The sequence below is a fragment of the Streptomyces sp. NPDC055103 genome, assembly GCF_053607625.1.
The window spans coordinates 38,882-57,460 of record NZ_JBSGTX010000012.1; the positions used below are offsets into that span (position 1 = coordinate 38,882).

General features: G+C 75.1%; 5 protein-coding genes. All 5 read left to right on the forward strand.

Going from position 1 to position 18,579, the window contains the following annotated elements:
• Positions 1–3 precede the first annotated feature (3 nt).
• The 5 genes from ACWFR1_RS10590 (at position 4) to ACWFR1_RS10610 (ending at position 18,578) form a co-directional block, all read left to right on the forward strand.
• A complete protein-coding gene (locus ACWFR1_RS10590) occupies positions 4–4,575 on the forward strand; it encodes a peptidoglycan-binding protein (RefSeq protein ID WP_453548851.1) in 4,572 nt (1,523 codons plus the stop codon).
• Positions 4,572–5,810 (forward strand): hypothetical protein, encoded by a 1,239-nt coding sequence (locus tag ACWFR1_RS10595; protein ID WP_453548853.1) that lies wholly within the window; start codon positions 4,572–4,574, stop codon positions 5,808–5,810. Before ACWFR1_RS10590 ends, ACWFR1_RS10595 begins: the two co-directional genes overlap by 4 nt.
• Before the next feature lie 22 nt (positions 5,811–5,832).
• Positions 5,833–8,139: a DUF6603 domain-containing protein gene (locus ACWFR1_RS10600; RefSeq protein WP_453549003.1), complete on the forward strand. Its 2,307-nt coding sequence runs from the start codon at positions 5,833–5,835 to the stop codon at positions 8,137–8,139.
• 175 nt (positions 8,140–8,314) lie between these two features.
• The gene (locus ACWFR1_RS10605; protein WP_453548855.1) at positions 8,315–13,573 is read left to right on the forward strand and encodes an FG-GAP repeat domain-containing protein; all 5,259 of its coding nucleotides are present in this window, start codon (positions 8,315–8,317) and stop codon (positions 13,571–13,573) included.
• A gap of 232 nt (positions 13,574–13,805) precedes the next feature.
• Positions 13,806–18,578: a hypothetical protein gene (locus ACWFR1_RS10610; RefSeq protein WP_453548857.1), complete on the forward strand. Its 4,773-nt coding sequence runs from the start codon at positions 13,806–13,808 to the stop codon at positions 18,576–18,578.
• Position 18,579: the final 1 nt, after the last annotated feature.

The following is an 18,579-nucleotide window of genomic DNA, read 5'->3' on the forward strand; positions in this document are numbered from 1 at the left end:
GCTGTGTCCGAACTGCCGTCGTTGGACGTCGCGGGGCTGCCGCTGGTGCTGGCCGGGCCGATCGTGCGACGGGTGGACCAGAGCAGCGCCACCGTGTGGCTGGCTCTGAAGGCGCCGCGCAAGGTGACGCTCGACGTGTACGAAGGGGCCTCGGGACCGCTGCCCACGACGCCCACGCTCACGGGCACCCGGGTCAGCGCGCGGATCGGCGAGCACCTGCACATCGTCGCGGTCACCGCCACGGTCCCCTCCGGGGGGACTCTCAGACCGGGCGCGATCCACCGGTACGCGCTCCGGTTCGGCGAGGACCTGTCCGCGCCCAACGCTCCGGTGGCCGCCGGGGCTCCGGGGCTCTTCACCCCCCAGGTGATCGCGGCGACCGAGGACGCGGCCCGCGCGGCCCTTCTGTACCGGGAAACCTCGGGTGCTCCCGCGCTGCCGAGCTTCGTCACGCCGCCGGACCGCCCCGGCGCGCTCCGGCTCTTCCACGCGTCGTGCCGAAAGCCGCACGCCGAGGGTACGGATGCCCTCTCGATCCTCGACGAGGTACTGAGGGCGGACGTCGGCTCGGCGGAGCGGAGACCTCAGCAACTGATCCTGACGGGTGATCAGATCTACGCGGACGACGTGGCCGACGGCCTCCTGCACATGTGCACGGAGTACGGCAAGGCGCTGCTCGGCCGCGACGAGACCTTCCCCACGGTCCACCCCGCCTACCAGAAGTGGTCGTTCCGGCCCGGCTGGCGACAGGAGATGATCCTCACCGACTTCCATATGACGAGCACCATGGCACGCAGTCATCTGCTGCGCTTCTCCGAGTTCCTCGCCATGTACCTCTTCGTCTGGTCCCCCGCGCTGTGGCCGGCGGTCTCCCCGGTCAGGTTCTTCGCCGAGCTGTTCCCGAAGGAGTCCGCCGCCCTCGGCGACCCCGACCACACCGAGTTCTTCGGGCTGCGCGACAAGCCGCAGTACAAGAAGGCGCACGAGCGCCTCATGGAGTACGTCGCCGAGTGCGACCGCGTGGACGGCTTCCGAGGCACCCTGGGCATGGTCCGCAGGGCGCTCGCGAACACCGCCACGTACATGATGTTCGACGACCACGAGATCACCGACGACTGGTTCATCTCCAGGAAGTGGGTCCACGAGGTCTGCGGCACCGTGCACGGGCGCCAGTTCCTCGGCAACGGAATGGCCGCGTACGCGGTCTGCCAGGGGTGGGGGAACACGCCCGAGGAGTTCGCGGACGGGCCGCGCGGCGAGGCGGGCCGGGAGCTCCTGGCCGCCCTCGCGGCTCCCGACCACACTGCGGCCGGCCCGGCAGCGGTGATCGCCCGGCGGACCGGGGTGCCTTCCGGCGTCGACTCCGCCGGCCGGATCGTCCGCCAGGACGGCTCCCTCGCCTGGCACTACGCGATCACCTGGCCCGCCCATCAGCTCGTCTGCCTGGACACCCGCACGCAGCGGGTCTTCCGCGGCGGCTTCACCGATCCGCCGTCCCTCGTCTACTCCGACGCGGCCTTCGCCTCGATGATCGAGGCGCCCGCGGACCAGGGCCTGGAGAAGGTGACCGTGCTCCTTTCGCCGTGCCCGGTCCTCGGGGACCCGGTGATCGAGGAGTTCGCGCAGCCCGCGGTGCGGCGCATCCAGGGCTACGCGGGCCAGCTCGACCAGGACTACGAGGCGTGGGGCCACGACCCGCGCGCCTTCGAGAAGTTCATCGCCCGGGTGCTCGGCCACACCGCACCCGGCGCGGACGGGGTCCGGCGCCGGCGCGTGGTCTCGCTCGGCGGCGACGTCCACTACGGCTTCGCCGCGCGCATGGCGTACCGGGCGACCGCCCCCTACGGCTCGACACCCGGCCAGGTCCGGGCGGTCCTCGCCCAGTTGACGTCCAGTTCGCTGAAGAACGAGGCGACCGGCACGATGCTGCTGCACCACATGGGGTTCAACCTCGGCAGGATCGACCTGCCGTCCGCCCGCCGGGCGGGCTGGGCCAACCCGTCGGGGGGCGCACTCCGCGTACGCACCTACGACCGGGCCGGGGAGCCCTTCGGGCTCGCCTACGTCCACGAGAGCCCGGCGATCCTCGAACTCGGCGAGGGCGTCACCGTGTACCACCCCGAGCCCGAATGGGAGTACGAGCTCAGCTACTTCCGGCACGACGACCCGGACGGCACCGCGCCGCGCCCCGGTGGACCCGCGCCCGTCTCCTTCCCGGCGACCGGCGACCGCAGGGCCGCCCTCGCCCAGTACGTGCAGGCGGCCGACAACCACCTGGACTACCTGCGGGTCACCGGCAGCGGCCGTGAGATCGTGGGCCGCAACAACATCGGCGAGATCCAGTTCGCCTGGGACGGCCAGGACGCCAAGTCGGTGGTCCAGACCCTCTGGTGGCACCTGCCCGGCAACCAGGGCGGCGCCCCGCTGACCCGGCTCGCCGTCCCGCTGGACGTCGGCCAGACCACCGGCGCCCCGCCGTCGGCACTGCCCGACCTGTACGGCGGCACGACCCTGCGCGAGGGCGACACCAACGCCACCACCGGTGGCGGCACCGCAGGACTCGCCACCGCCACCCATGTCACCGACCTCCAGCGCGACCTCCAGGAGCTCGGCTTCGGCGTGGTCGGCGCCCGGGACGGCTCCTTCGGACGCGAGGTGCGCTGGGCCGTCCGGGAGTTGCAGGCGTACGCGAAAATGGCCCGGGTCGCCCGGGTCGCCACCGCCGTCGTGCGCCTCGCCCAGCCGCTCACCGACGCCGCGACCACGGCAACGCTCACCGTCCCGGCCGGCGGCAGCCTTCCGGAGCTGCCGTTCAAGGCCCGCGTCGGCGACGAGAACCTCACCGTCACCGCCGTCTCCGGCACCACGTGGACGGTCACCCGTGGCTCCGACGGCACCGGCGCCGCCGCCCACCCCGCGGGCGACGCCATCACCGTCCTGCGTGACCACCGCTGGGCGTCGGCCCTGGAGAGCGTCGAGGTGCCGGCCGCCCGCCGCTTCACCGGCGAGGTCTCCGGCGTCGTCGACACCGCCACCCGCCAGGTCATCGCCCGCTGGAAGGCGGACGGCCTGCGCTGCCCCGTCGTCATCGAGGCATGGCGCAACGCCAGCGGCTCCACCCCGTCCGCCGTGTCCGTCATCGCCACGACCGGCACCCGCCCGGCCCGGCTGGCCGACAACGTCTGGCGCTGGGACGAGACCGCCAACAACTCGGTGACCTCCCCGAAGATGTTCGCGCGCGACTTCTCCGACCACTGGACGCGCCCCGCCACCCGGCCCGCCGACAGCTGGGAGCCGGACCGCAGGACGCCGATCGGCCAGCGGGTGCCGTACGACGACCCGTCGCTGGCCGCCGGCGACCCGTACCGCCCCATGTCCGGCCCGGTCGGCTACCCCGAGCGCGGGCACACCTGGGCGCCCGAGGCCGAGATGACTCCCGAGGCCCTCATCGGCACACCGCTGCGCGACCTGGACGCCGACACCCTCGCCACGTACAAGGTGATCCGGGCGGTCGCCGAGGTCGAGGCGCTCGGGTACTTCGACGCCGTCAACTGCTACGACCACGCCTTCGCCTCGCTCGGCCTGTGCCACTGGACCTTCGGGGCCCGCGTCTACGTCCCCGCGAACCAGCCCGGACGGCCCGCGCGAGCCCTGTGGAGGGTCGACGACGGCGAACTGTGGGCCTTCCTCGCCTACCTGCGCACCCGCAGCGAGGCCTCGTTCCAGAAGGTCGCCGGACTCTTCGGCGTGCGACCCGACCGGGCCTGGGTCGGCGACGGCCAGGCGGGCACCCCGGCCCCATGGGTGCCCGGCCAGCGGAAGTACGCGGCCCGCGGCGTCCTCACCCGCCAGGACGGCAGCACCGCGCCGCTGCACGGTTTCCCCGCGCCCGGACCCGGCGTCACCCAGGTCTACGGCCAGTACGCCGAGCACGAGTACTTCAAGACCTGGCACTGGTACTACCGCTTCGTCATGGCCGGCCGCACCGACGACGGCTTCCGCCGTGCGATGTGGGACATGGCCCGCATGCGGCTGCGCGACCTGCGGTCCGTGCCCTGGAACCACCCCACCGCGACCAATCCCTTCCCGCTCCAGGCGGGCACCACCATCGGGGACGTCTTCCGTTCCGAGAAGACCGCCGCCCTGCTGCACCGCTGGCACGTCTTCTCCCCCGCCGTCCTTCTGCGGGGCACTCCCGCCCACGCGTCGGTCAGGCTCCAGGAAGTGGCCCAGCGGGCCGCGGCCGACTCCGGACTCACCTTCGGGCCCGACCCCGCCGCCTGGACGGCTGCCCACGAAGCCGCCCTGGCAGCCGCCATCCTCGCCAAGAACCCCTGCCCCCGGACGCCGACCTCGTCGACGGACGTCGTCGAACCGCATCCGGCGAACCACGGGTACCACGCGGGCTACAAGGACCCCGGTCACACCCTGCGCGTCGTGAACGACTGGCCCGACTGGTTCGGCGGAACCAACCCGCGGCACTACACCCTGCCGCTCGCCGACCTCCCCGCCGACCAGCGCACCCTGCGCACCGCACGTGACTTCACGCTCGACACCCAAGGACTGCCGTCATGACCGAACTGCCCACCGAGGGCGAGCCGGCCGGCCCCGACGCGCCCCAGGGCCCCGCCGACGGTCAGAGCGCCCTCGTCACCGAGATCCTGCGGATCGTCGAGCCGCTCACCGTGGCCGTCGCCAATCCGCTGCACCTCGCCCGGCTGCTCGCCCGCATCGGGTGGAACCCGGCCGCCGCGGGCGAGCAGGGCGCCGCCGACGTCGCCGACTGGCTGACCACCGCCGCCGGCGCGGTCGGCGGACTCCAGCAGCTCGTCGAGAACCCGCCGCAGGACCTCGAAGGGCTCGGCCTGCTCCTCGACGTCGTCGGAGACGCCGTGGACCTCGTACGGGACGTGCCGCCGGCCCTCGCCGACGTCGACGCCGCCGCGTTCGCCGAAGACGTCGTCCACTTCCTGGTCACCGACTGGCTGCTGCGCCACCACGCCGTGCTCTACCACGTCCTGGTGCTCCTGGGTGTGCTCGTCCTGCCCGAGGAGGCTGGGGCACGGACGCCCGTCGTCAACCAGGACGGCGAGGAGGTGCGGACCTCGGTCGCCCGCGCCCGCCTGCGCCCCCAGCGCCTGGTCGACCTTGTCACCGACCCCGTCGCCGCGCTGAGCGCCGACTACCTGCCGGGCGGCCTCGTCGACGAGGCCGCCGCCGACGCGCTCGCCGCGAAGCTGCTGCCCCGGCTCGGCGGACTCCTGCACGAGCTGGGCGTCCGGGTCCTCGTCGGACTCGGCGAGACCGAGGGCACCGGCCTGGACGAGGCCTCGCTGGCCCTCGGGCGGCGGATGCTCACCCTCGGCATACCGATCGCCGTCACGCCCGGGATCAGCGGCGAGATCGGCGCGACCCTGGCGATCTCGTCCCCCCGCCTCCGGCGACCTCGGCGTCGTCGTCGTCCCGCGCGGCCAGGCCTCCGTGCACCAGCTCCTCGACGGAGGCTGGGCGCTCGGCGCCGACCTCTCCGGCGCCGGACCCGCCGTCGCGATCGGACCGAGAGGGGTGTCCTTCACCACCGACACCGCCGGACGCGTCGAACTCGGCCTGGAACTGGCCAAGTCCGGCGCCGAGGACGGGGCACCCGCCCTGCTCCTCGGCAGCGCCGGCGGCACCCGCCTGGAGATCGGCCGGTTCCGCGCCTGGGTCAAAGCCCTCCTCGAAGAGGTCCCGGACGGCGCCGAGAGCCACGACGACCTGGAGATCGGCATCGCCGCCGACCAGGCCGCCGTCGTCGTCGCGGGCGGTGACGGCGACGGGTTCCTCGCGCAGGTGCTGCCCCCGGAGGGGCTGCGCACCGAGTTCGCGCTCGGGCTCCAGTGGTCACGCCGCAAGGGCCTGAGCTTCACCGGCTCCGCCGGCCTCGACGCCACCCTGCCGGTCAACGCCCGTCTCGGCCCGATCGAACTCCAGGCCGTCCACCTGGGGCTGGCCGCCGACGCGGTCGAGGGCGAGCTGCGGGCCTCGGTGTCCGCCACGGCCCGGATCGACCTGGGACCCGTACGGGCCACGGTGGAGCGCATCGGCCTGGAGGCCCGGCTCGCCACGTCCGACGGCAACCTCGGGCCGGTCGGCCTCGGCGCCGGCTTCGCTCCGCCCAAGGGCGCGGCCCTGGAGGTGTCGGCCGGGCCCGTGACCGGCGGGGGCTACCTCTTCTTCGACCGGGACAAGGGCGAGTACGCGGGCGTGCTCGCACTCCAGTTGGAGAGCATCGCCCTCAAGGCCGTCGGCCTGCTCACGACCACGATGCCCGACGGGTCGGAGGGCTTCTCCCTCCTCGTCCTCGTCTCGGCGGAGTTCACCCCCGTCCAGCTCGGCTTCGGATTCACCCTGTCCGGAGTCGGCGGGCTCATCGGCGTCAACCGGTCCGTCTCCGTCGACACCCTGCGTGCGGGAATCCGCAGCAAGGCCCTGGACTCGGTGCTGTTCCCGCGCGACCCGCTGGCCCGCGCCCCCGAGATCGTCGCCACCCTCGGCGCCGTCTTCCCCCCGACACCCGGGCGCCACGTCGTCGGCCCGATGGCCCGGATCGGCTGGGGCACCCCCACCCTGCTCACCCTCGACCTCGGCCTGCTGCTCGAACTGCCCACCCCCGTACGGCTGGTGCTCCTCGGACGACTGCGGATGGCCCTGCCGCGCGAGGAGGCCGCGCTCGTCGTGGTCAACATGGACGTGCTGGGAGTCATCGACTTCGAGCGCGGCGAGGCGTCGGTGGACGCGACCCTGTACGACTCCAGGATCGCGGCCTTCGCCCTGACCGGCGACATGGCGATGCGGGCCCGCTGGAAGGGCACCCCACAGTTCGCGCTGTCGGCGGGCGGCTTCCACCCCCGCTTCCAGCGGCCCGAGGGATTCCCCGAACTACGGCGGCTCAACCTGTCGCTGCTCCAGGGGGACAACCCGCGCGTCCGTCTTGAGGCGTACTTCGCGCTCACCTCCAACACGGTGCAGTTCGGTGCCCGTCTGGAGCTGTACGCGGCGGCGCTCGGCTTCAGCGTGGAGGGGCTGCTCGCCTTCGACGCCCTGGTCCGGTTCGAACCCTTCGGGTTCGAGGTGGACATGGCCGGACACGTGTCCCTCAAGCGGGGCAGCCGCACTCTCATGGGCGTCGCGGTAGAGGTCGCCCTGTCCGGACCGGCCCCCTGGCACGTACGCGGCCGGGCGCGCTTCGAACTCCTCTTCTTCAGCGGCGAGATCAGCTTCGACCGCACCTTCGGCGGGCGCGCAGCCCCGGCCGCCCTGCCGGCGGCCGTGGACGTCGCGGCCCGGGTGGAGCAGGCCCTCGCCGACCCCCGCAACTGGACCGCGCAGCTCACCGGAGCGGGCCGGACCGTCGTCACCCTGCGCGAACTCCCGGACGCGGAAGGACAGCTGGTCGTCCACCCGCTGGGCGGGCTGTCGTTCACGCAGCGCGTCGCCCCGCTCGGCGTCACCCTGACCCGCTTCGGCTCCTCGCCGATCGCGGGCGACCACCGGCTCGACCTGGAACCCGAGCTGACGGTGGACGACACCGACCCGGCGACGGAGACGCTGACCGTGCGCCTCACGCCCACACGCGAGCACTTCGCACCCGCGCAGTTCCTCGACCTCACGGACGAGCAGAAGCTCGCCGCCCCCTCCTTCGACCTGCTGACGGCGGGCGCCACGGCGGAGGGCGCGGTGGCGCGCCGGAGGGAGCGGGACGGGGTGTTCGCGTCCGTCACCGACTACGAGGAGATCCTCCAGGACGGCCCCCACCGTGTCACCGAGCCCGGCAGTGCCGGGGAGCCGCAGCCCCTCGGCCTCGGTCCGGCGGGTCTGCGCACCGCAGCTGGACCCGCCGCCCGCGCGACCGCCCGCCGCACGGGCCGCCGGCGCTTCGCCACGGCTCCCCGCGGCCTCGGCGTCCGGGACACCCGCTGGCGCGTCACGGGGTCGCAGACGGCCGCCCTGCGGCGCACCTTCGCAGGCGACAGCGCGGCGCCGGAGGGCCCGGTCGCGACCGGCACCACCTGGACGGAGGCCGCGGAGCACCGCCGCGACCTGGCCACGGCCGGTCTGCGCGTCACCCCGGAGACCGCCGCGGGAGGCGTCCGTTGATCCCCCGAACCCCCGCGCCCGGGCGGCTCCCGGGTCCGCCCGGGCTGCCCGCGGAGCACCTCCCGTCCGGGCCCGGACCCGCGGCCCGCCGCGGCCGAGGTGCGACCGCGCCCGGGTCGCGCTGCGCGCCCGCTTCCCTGTCTTCGACCGATCACTTCACCCGCGGAGGGACCCGTTGAGCGGCCTGACCTTCCTGTCCTGGGTCCGTGAGGGACTCGCCGCCGCCGGGGGTGCCGTCGACACCACGTCCGGGCCCATGGCCGCGCGTACGCACGTGACGCTGCGGCCCCGGTTGACCGGGCGGGACTCCGTCACCGTGCCGGCCCGGCTGCTCGGACCCGGAGACGTCACCGGGATCGACGCGGGGCAGGTGCTGCGCGTGTTCCCGGCCGCCGGTACGCCGGACGCCGAGCCGCGCCTGTTCCCGGCCGTCGAGTTCGACCGGCCGGACCTGCCTTGGCTGTTCACCCCGGCCGCCGCCACCGAACTGGGCAGGCTGCGGCCCTGGCTGGTCCTGGTCGTGGTGGAGCAGGACCACGCCGAGGTGCTGCCCTCGGACGGCGGGCTGCCGCGTCTGCGCTGCCGCAGGTCGGAGCTGCCGGACCTCGCCGAGTCCTGGGCGTGGGCCCACGCCCAGGTGGCGGCCGACGAGGAGGCGGGCGAGGCGGAGGTGGACCGGATCCTGGCCGAGGAGCCGGACCGCACCCTGTCCCGGCTGTTGTGCCCGCGCCGCCTGCGCCCGAGTACCCGCTACCTCGCCGCCGTCGTGCCCGCCTTCGACGCCGGGCGCCTCGCGGGCCTCGGACTGCCGGTGCCTGACGGTGCGTTGCACCCGGCGTGGCCGGCGGCCGACGAGCAGCCGGAGGAGACGGAGTGGGTCCTTCCCGTCTACCACCACTGGCGGTTCGCGACCGGGCTCGACGGCGACTTCGAGTCCCTCGTACGCGCCCTCACCCCGCGGGCGCTGCCCGGTGACGTCGGCACCCGGCCGATGGACGTCGGCACGGCCGGCACCGGGCTGCCCGAGCTCGCCGTCGGCCACCCGGGGCGGCTTCTCGACCTGGAGGGGGCGTTGCGCTCTGCGGGCACGGAGCCGCGCGCGTGGCACGGCGAGACGGCCACCGCGTTCCGTACCGCTTACAAGGCCGCACTCGACCCCGGGCCGCTCAACACCGCCCTGACCCCGCCCGTGTACGGCTCGGCGCAGGCCGGCACCGTCGGCCTGCCCTCTCCGCAGGCGGGGCCGCTCTGGCTGCGCGAGCTGAACCTGGACCCCCGCCACCGGGTGGCGGCCGCGCTGGGCGCCGAGGTGGTGCGGCGCAACCAGGAGGAGCTGGTGGCCGCGGCCTGGGACCAGGCGGCGGAGCTACGCCGCGTCAACGAGGTCCTACGGCAGGGCCAGTTGGCCCGCACTGTCGCCGACAGCCTGCACCGAAGGCTGCCCGCCGGCGGCACCGGGTCCGGGACCGGGGACGACCGGCTCGCCGCCCGCATGCTCCAGATGACCTCGGCCGTACGGGACGCCGTCGACTACGGCGGCGGCACGGCGGCCGGCGAGCTGGGCCGCAACAAGGAGGCCACCGCCGCGATGGACCCGGCGTTCCGGCGGCTGCTGCGGCCGGGCGGCCCGGTCGCGCGCCGGGCTGCTGCGGCCGGGACGTCCCCGTCGGCCGGCGACACGGCCGCGGCCGGTCTCGCCGCCTCGCTGGCGCGCCGTACCGAGGCCGCGGTGCCGCCGCTGCCGACGCCCGCCGGTCTGACCGGGGTGAACGACCTGTCCGGCAGCGAGACCTTCGACGACCTGTCCGCAGACCGGCTCACCACCCGCTGGTGGGAGCAGGACCCGACCGAGCCGAGGGAGGACGTGGCGCCGGCCGTGCCGGCCGTCCGCTGGGTCGGCGCGGCCATGCCGAACCGGGTGTTCGTCGTGACCGACGACGGCCGCCTGATGTCCCGGGTCACCCAGCAGAACGTGCCCGGATGGGTGGACCACGGCTACCCGCCCGGCACCACCTGCGCCTCGCCGCCCTCGGCCGTCCGCGACCTGCACGTCTTCGTGATCGGTGCCAACGGGAACCTGTACCAGCTGCGCTGGGACGGCGAGCAGTGGGTGTGGCAGCACCACGGCATGCCGTACGACAGCTCCTCCGCCTACACCCGCCCGCTGGTGACCGGCGAGGGACGGCTCACCACCGCCGTCCGCTACCGGCGTCCGGACGGGACCACCACCTCGAACTACCTCCATCAGGCGGCGTACGTCGTGGACGACTGGGGCGTCCTGTGGGAGCTGCACGGCCGCGAGGCGTCCTGGGGCTGGAAGCGGCTCGGCATGCCCGGCGGTTTCTGGATCACGGGCGTGCGCTCGCAGGACACATGGGAGCTGCTGCTGGTCAACCGGGTCGGCAGCCTCATCCGTCTCACCCACAACGGCACGGACTGGGTCCATCAGGACCTGGCCGGCCCACAGTCGACGCCGCAGGGCTTCGGCGCCGACCGCGGTGTGCCCGTGCGGGCCCAGGACGGGCGCTACTACGGTGTCGGCAACGACGGTGTGCTCTATCTGAGCTGGTTCTTCGGCACGATGACCCTGTGGTTGCCGGTCAGCGGCCTGCCGTCGCTCTCCCGGATGATCGGGCTCGGCCACGACGGCAACGCCGTGTTCTCGTCCACCACCTCCACGGTGTTCGTGTACCAGTCCTCCGGCGCCGTGCCGGGCGGCGGACGCGTTCCCTCCGGCCCCGATCAGGGCGTCCAGGGGGCCACGTACGGCTCCCTCGTCCATGTCGTCGTGGACGGGCAGCTCGTCGTCGTCGACCGCGCGAACGACAACGTCTGGCACCAGCTGGGCCGGCCCGAGTTCGGCGGCAAGGGCAACCCGGCGGCCGCCCCGCCCGCCCACATCCGCTGGCGGCCGCGGCTCGGCTTCCTCTCCCACCTGCTCGTCGGCCACGTCGACGCGCCGCCGGGGATCAACGTCCCTTATCTCCGGGTGGGCCGGGCCACGGACTTCGACGGTTCGGTGCGCGGCGGCTGGCAGCTCAAGCCCGGGATCACCGAGCGGCTGAGCGCCGAACTCACGCAGGGCTTCGGCATCGCCACCGCCGACCTGGACAACTCGGGCCGCCCGGACGCGCTGGTGTTCTGGATCGAGGAGTTCAACAACAACGGCCACGTCGGGAACTTCGGCCGCTACATGATCGCCCGGGACCTCGACGGCGAGGCCAACGCGTCGTCCTGGGTGGGGCCGGTGGCCCTGCCGACCCCCATGTCGACGCCCACCACCTCCTCCGGCGGGCTGACCGAGGCCGCGTACGTGCAGGCGGGCAGCGCCACCCTCGCCGACCTCGACGGGGACGGCAACCAGGAGATGATCGTCGTCTACCTGGGCGGCCTGAAGGGCAACAAGAGGCTCTTCATGCGGATCGGCTGGAACATCTCGCCGGAGAACGGTGTGGCGCGCGGCGGCTGGTCGGACTCCGTCGAACTGCCCTGGCCGGGGCGGCCGGACGACTACGCGCCCGCCGTCGCCGGCCTGGGCGTGGCGGTCGCCGACCTCAACCACGACCTGCGGCCCGAGCTGATCGTGATGCTCACCGAACAGACGGCCGCGGGGGCCACGACCTCGTACCGGGTCGGCTGGAACATCAACGCCCGCGGGCGGATCACCACATGGGGCCCGGTCGTGCAGGTGCCCGGCACCGTTCCGAAGGCGGCCGGTGCCGCGATCACCGTCGCCGACTTCAGCGGAAGCGAGAAACCGGACCTCGTCGTCCTGGTCCTGGAGGACGGCCCGACCGCCAACTCGGCCTCGTACCACATCGGGTGGGACGTCGACGGCGGCAGCGGCGCGCCGCGCTCCTGGTCCGCGCCGATCGCGGCCGACGCGGGCGCCTGGTACGGCTGGGTCAACCAGGGCGCGGGCGTGGCCCTCGCCGATCTGCCCGGCACGGTCGCGACACGGCGCCGCAAGATCACCTCCGACTTCCGGGACGCGGCCAGGGCCCACCAGAACGCCCTGCTCGCGGCGCAGGACCGCGCTCTCCAGGAGGTCGAACCGGAGGTGCCGCTCCGGCAGCTGGCGCAGGCGGTACGGGGTGCCACGGAGCCGGAGGCGGCGGTGACCGCCCGCGTGGCGGCCCGCGTCGACGGCGCGGACCTGGCGGGCTCGGGCCTGCCGGACCCGCTCGGGCCCCTGCTGGCCCCGCCGTCCTTCGCGCAGCCCATGGCGGAGCTGCTCACGGAGCTGGGCAGCGACCACCTGCTTCCGGGGGTGCAGAACGTGCCGCCGGACTCGGTGACACTGCTCTGCGCCAACGGGAAGTTCGTGGAGTCGTTCCTCGCGGGCGCCAACCACGAGCTGGGCCGCGAGCTGCTGTGGCGCGAGTTCCCGACGGACCGGCGGGCCACCGCCTTCCGGCACTTCTGGGACGCGCGGGGCACCGTGGAGCCGGGGCAGGAACAGCCCGATGTCCCGCCGATGCGGGACTGGGGGAGGACTACCGGACTCGGCGGGCACGTGCGCGGGCCGGCGGGCGGCGGGGACGCGGTGGTGCTGCTCGTGCGCGGCGAGGTCGTCCGGCGGTTCCCGTCGCTCGGTCTGCACGCGCGCCGCGCGCTGCCGCCGCTGGTCCCGGGCGGGCCGCGCCGGCTCGCCGACGAGCGGATCGAGCCGGTGTTCTCCGGGGAGATCGGCGCGGACGTGCTCTTCGTCGGCTTCCCGCTGACCGTCGCGGACGCGCTCGGCTCCGAGACGGAACCGGGCTGGTTCTTCGTGTTCGAGGAGCACCCGACCGCGCCGTCCTTCGGTCTGGACGAACCACCGAGGGACGCTGTGTACGGCCCGAGGCCCTTCACGTGGCGGGACGTGGACTGGGCGGCGACCGTCCGCAGCGCGGAGGAGCTGGCCGCCCTGACGCACGTGGGCACCCGCCCGGCGTTCGGCGCCGACCCGCGCCCGCTGCACCCCGGCCCCGGGGCGCCGATGCTGTCGTGGGGCCGCAACGCGGCGACCCTGGCCCACATCACCCTCCAGCGGCCGGTGCGGGTGGCCCACCACGCCGCAGCGCTGCTCCCGCTGCACGGTCCAGGTCTGCGGGTCACCCACGTCCGTATGCGGGTGCCGGGCAGCGACCGCGTCTTCGTACGCGAGATCGCGGGCCGGCACCCGGACGGCCGCTGGTGGCGCATGTCCCTCGCGGAGGCCCTGGCGGCGCTGGACGCCCGGCAGGCGCTGTACGTGGAGCACACGCCCGGCGTACGGGCCGCGGTCGTCGCCACGCCCGACGGCAGCGGCGACCGCTACCTGCGGACCGTGTCCAACGACGATCCGGGGGACAACCTGTCGGCCCTCCCGACGATCCCGGCGGAGGCGTATCAGCCCCCGGTCGCGTACCCGTCCCAGCCCCTGGCCCCGACCTCGGGCGGGTCCTCGTGACGCCGCCGGCGCTTCACCCGCCGGCGCCCTCCACGCTCCGGGTCGCCCCGGTCACCGGGGGGCGGGGCCCCGTCCTGGCCCCGGCCGTGGCCGGGCGGGGCGTCCCGGTCGCGGGGGCGGGGGCGGCCGGATGCCTCCGCGCGGAGACCGGCCCCACCCGTCATGTCCCGTGCCCCCACTCGTACCGCGCGGCTCAGCCGCCCACCTTCGCACGCCACCTGGACGGACCCAGATGACCACGCCTCCACCTCCCGCCTGGACCCTGCCCACCGCGTTGCCCGTGGTTCTGCTGCCCGTCCGGCTGGAGACCCGGTTCACCGCCACCGAACTGCTCGTCCGCATCTACCCGGACGAGATCCACATCGACACGCACGAGGCGCTGCTCACCGCCGACGAGGAGGAGTACGGGCGCCGCTACTGGCGCGGCATCTGGGCCGCGCGCGGCGACGCGCCGGGTGAGAAGGCCGCATGGGGCGAGGTCGCCGACCGGTTCGGCGACGAGCGGGCCGCGTGGATCGCCCGCACCATGGAACCCCTCAACCCGATGGACCAGCCGGGGATGGGCGACGCGGACGCGCAACCCGAGTTCCCGGCGCCCGGCGAGCACCGCGAGGCGAGCTGGACGCGCCGACCGGTCGCCCGTGCCCTGCCCAGCCGCTGGTACGTGGTCGGTCACCCCCAGGACGCGGCGGCGCCGGCCGTCACGCGCGTCACCGCCAGGGTGGGCGGCGTCGCGGGCGGTCCGCTGCCGGTCGGCCCGGCGCCCACGGCCGACCTTGAGGAACTCGACCCGGCGGCCCCGCCCACCGACGAGGCCACCCGCTGGCTCGTCGACTTCGCCGCCGCCGAGGCGGTCGGCATGGCCGTGCGACTGCCCCGTGGCACCGGCTACGCCGCGCTGTTCGCGTACGGAGTCCTGGAGGACGAGCCGACCGCCGCCACCGCCGAGCTGAGCGCCCTCATCGAGGCGCACTACTACACGCGCGGCCTCGGCTACGTGCCGCCGGGCGCACCCTCCAACAACACGGCCACGGCCACGTCCCGGTACAGCCGCCGCGACCCCGCCCACCGCGAGGCGTACCAGGTGCGGCACGCCGACAGCGCGCCGACCGACGCGGACGCCAACGCGGTGGTCCTCTCCAAGGCCTTCGGTCTGCCGCTGACCGGGGCGACCGGCGGCCCGGCGCCGCTGGCCCGCGCCCGGGACGCGCGCCGCCGCGACCAGGCCGCCGCACGGGACATGGCCACCGCTCTGTGGGGGGCGACATGGGGCTACTACCTGAGCCAGTTCGGCGAGGACCGCTTCCCCGAGGACACGGTGCGCGGTGCCCGCGAACACGCCCGCCGCCACCTGCGGCCGGGCGGGCCGCTGCCCGCCCTGCGCGTCGGCAGCCAGCCGTACGGCATCCTGCCGGTGCTGCCGCTGGACCGCTGGGCCGACCTGGAAGGCACCGGCCTGGGAACGCTGCGCCTCGACCCGGCCGTCCCCGGCTTCCTGCGGACGCTGCGCGACCGGATCTGGGCGCCGTCGGCCGCCGACCCGAACGCCGTGCCGAGGATCACCCGCGGCGCCGCCGGGCAACGCACGGTCGCCGAGATCCTGGGCATGGCCCCGACCGCCCGCCGGCTGCACGCCCGCAGCGCCGTCGGGACCGACTACGTGGCCGCGCTGTGGCGGTTCGGCCCGCTCAGCCTCAACGACGAGTGGCGGACCGGGCTCACCGGTCACGTCCGGGACCTCACGGCCCGGCTCAGGCTGCCCGCCTGGGAGTTCGGCCCCGGGCGGGTCGTGTACGCCAACAAGGCCTGGCCCCTGGACCATCCGTGGACGGACGCCCCCGTGGGAACGCCCGGCGGCACCCCCGCCCAGTACCTGGCGGCGCTGGCCGACCCGCTCACCCCGCCCGCGTGGGCACGGGTGCCGGGGACCGCCGAGCGGGAGAACCTGCCCTGGTCCCGTTGGTGGCACGACCTCGGCGCGGCGGGCGGTGACGCGGCAGCCCAGGCGCTCGCGACGCCGCTGCTCTACCGGCTCGCCCGCCACTCGCTGCTCGCCGAGTACGGGCGCGCCGTGGACCTCGTGCTCGGCACCGGCCCGACGGAGCGCCGTGAGCCCGAGCTGATCGACACCGACGCGGAGGACCGTACGGCGACCGTGTGGCGGCGTGCCAAGCGGATCCGGCCGGGCGGCGGCGGCACCGTCGACGCGTACCTGTGGGCCCCGGAGGCGAGGAACCGGCCCGAACTCCAGCCCCTTTACCAGACGATGGACGCCCTCAAGGCGTTGGCGCCGCTGCCCGTCGAAGACCTGGAACGGCTGCTCGCGCAGAACCTGGACGCCACCTCGCACCGCCTCGACGCGTGGATCACCTCGCTCGCCACCCGGCGGCTCGCCTGGCTGCGCAGGCCCGGCTCCCCGTACCCGTACGGCTGCCACCTCGGCGGATACGGCTGGCTGCTCGACGTGAGACCGCGCACCGCGCAGCCGGCCACGGTGCCGCCGGAGCGTCGCCCCGAGGGCGAGCGGACCGACCCGTTGGCCGTCCCCGGCACCTCGAAGCCGTGGACCCTGTACGAGGCGGCGGACATGGCCGGCCCGATCCACGCGCCGTCGCTCGCCCAGGCCACCACGGCCGCGGTGCTGCGTGCCGCTCAGCGGGCCCACGGCGACGTGCCCGACGCGCCCACCGCGATCGACCTGCCGTCGGAGCGTGCCCGCACGGCCGCGTGGATCCTCGACGGTGTCCGACAGGGCCAACCGCTCGGCGCGCTCCTCGGCTACCGCTTCGAGCGGGCCCTCCAGGACGATCCGATCGGGACCCTGCCGTCCTGGACGGACCGGTTCCGTGAGCTTGCCCCGACGACGGCGACCCACGTCCACCACGACGGCACCGTCAGCGAGACGATTGCCGCGCACGACGTGGTCGACGGCCTGCGGCTGCACCGGCGTCGCGCCGCGGGCCGCCTCGACCTGGTCCGCGACGTCGGCGTCCCGGCGGACGCCACGGCGGAGCTTGCCGCGCTGAAGGCCGTTCTCGACGGCCTCGACGACGCGGTCGACGCGGTCGCCGACGCACTCCTCGTGGAGGGCGTCCACCAGGCCGCCCAGGGCAACCCCCTGCGCGCCGGAGCCACCCTGGATGCCATGGGCAACGGCGAGGCCCCGCCGCCGGAGCTCGAATCCCTCCGCACCCCGCGCGCGGGCGACGCGATCACCCACCGCGTGATCGTCCTGCTCCCCGAAGCGACGGCCACGGCCCCCACCACGGCCCTGACGCTCGCGGCCGTCGACCCCGGTGACGGCGGCGCCGGGGACACACCGCCGATCGTCGTCCTGCCACCGGCGGACGACGGCTCCGGCGACAACTCGGGCGACGGGCCGGGTGGGCCCCCCGACAGCGGGGACCTCCCGGACGACGGCGCCGGCGACGGTTCCGGTACGGGGACGGACGACGGCTCCGAGTGGGGGGCGGGGAGCGGCGGTTGGGCGAACGACGCGTTCACGCAGACGCGGGCCCTCGCCGAACCCGCGCTCGCCGCCTGGCTGACCGCGCTGCTGCCGGCGCCCGCCACCGTCACGTATACCGTCCGGCTCGCGGACGGAACGACCCGGCCCGTACCGCTCGCCGGGATCCGGTTGTCCCCGCTGGACTGGCCGGCACTCGGCCTGGACCCCGAGGCGCTCCCAGGGTCCGATCTGGAGCGGCACCTGCTGCAGCACGCCGACGACGTGCTGGCCGCGATCGAGCCGGACGCGCCGCGGCCCGTCGCCGTGCCCGCCGGCGAAGAGGGGATCGGGCCGCTCCTGGAGACGGCCCGCGCGGCGCGCGAACTGATCCGTAGCGCCCGGCCCTTGCGTCCGGGCGATCTGGTGCTGCCCGAAGGGGCCCCGGAGGGGCCCGAGGCGGTGCCGGACGATCCGGCTCTGGAACCGCGTGCCGTCGCGGTGCGCGAGGTCGTGCGGCGCGCCGTGGCCGATCTCGCGGCGCCGGCCGACACGCCGGTCGCGACCAGGGTCGAGCTGCTGCACCGGGGCCTGGTCACGGCCAACCTGGTGGGCATCCCGGCGGCCGCCCCGCCGCTGCGGCCGCGGCCGGGCGCCACGCCGGAGCGGCTCGCCGAGCACGCGGCGCTCCTCGACGCTCTCGCGGCGGCGGTGACGCCCGAACTGAGCCGCCGGCTCGGCCTGTTGTCCGCACTCGACGCGGCTCGTGCCGAGGGCGCGATGCCGCCGGGCGCATGGGCGCGTGAAGCCCTGACGGCGCTGCTGGGCACCGAGCTCGTGCTGCTGCCCGGCTTCGCGGCGCCGCCGCCGGGGCCGCTCACCGAATCCCTGGCACACGCCGACACACTGCTCGCCGGTGATCCGCACGCCCCGGCGGGCTGGCTGACCCGGCTCGGCCGGGTGCGGCGGGGGGTGGAGCGGCTCGTCACGTCGCTGGGCTACGCGGAGGCGCTGGAGAGCGGCGACGCGCTCACCGCGGTCGTCGCCCAGGCCCCGTACACCGTGTCGGACGACCCGGAACGCGCCGAGCGCTGGGCGGCCCTGCCCTCCCCGACCGGTCTTGGCCAGGGCCCGCGCCTGTCCCTGGTCCTGCACGCGCCGGGCGCCCCGGACAGCGTCCCCGCCGACCCGGAGGCAGTCCTGTCGGGGCGCCTCCGGGGGCTCGTCGTCGACGAGTGGACGGAGGTCGTCCCGCGCGACCGCCAGACGACGGGCGTCGCCCTGCACATCGACGCGCCGGATGCAGCGCCGCCGCAGACGGTGCTGCTCGCCGTCCCGCCGGACGCGTCCCCGACCTGGTCGCCCGAACTGCTCGGCGCGACCGTCGAGGCGGCCCTGGACCTGGCGCGCCTGCGGGCCGTCGACCACGAGGCCCTGCACCCGGACAGTCCGACGGCCGTCGCCGACATCGGCCAGCTCGCCCCGGCCACGCTCCTCGCCATGAACACCCGCGTCGAGGACGCGGTCGCCACCGACTTCACCCGCGGCCTCCCGAGGTAGG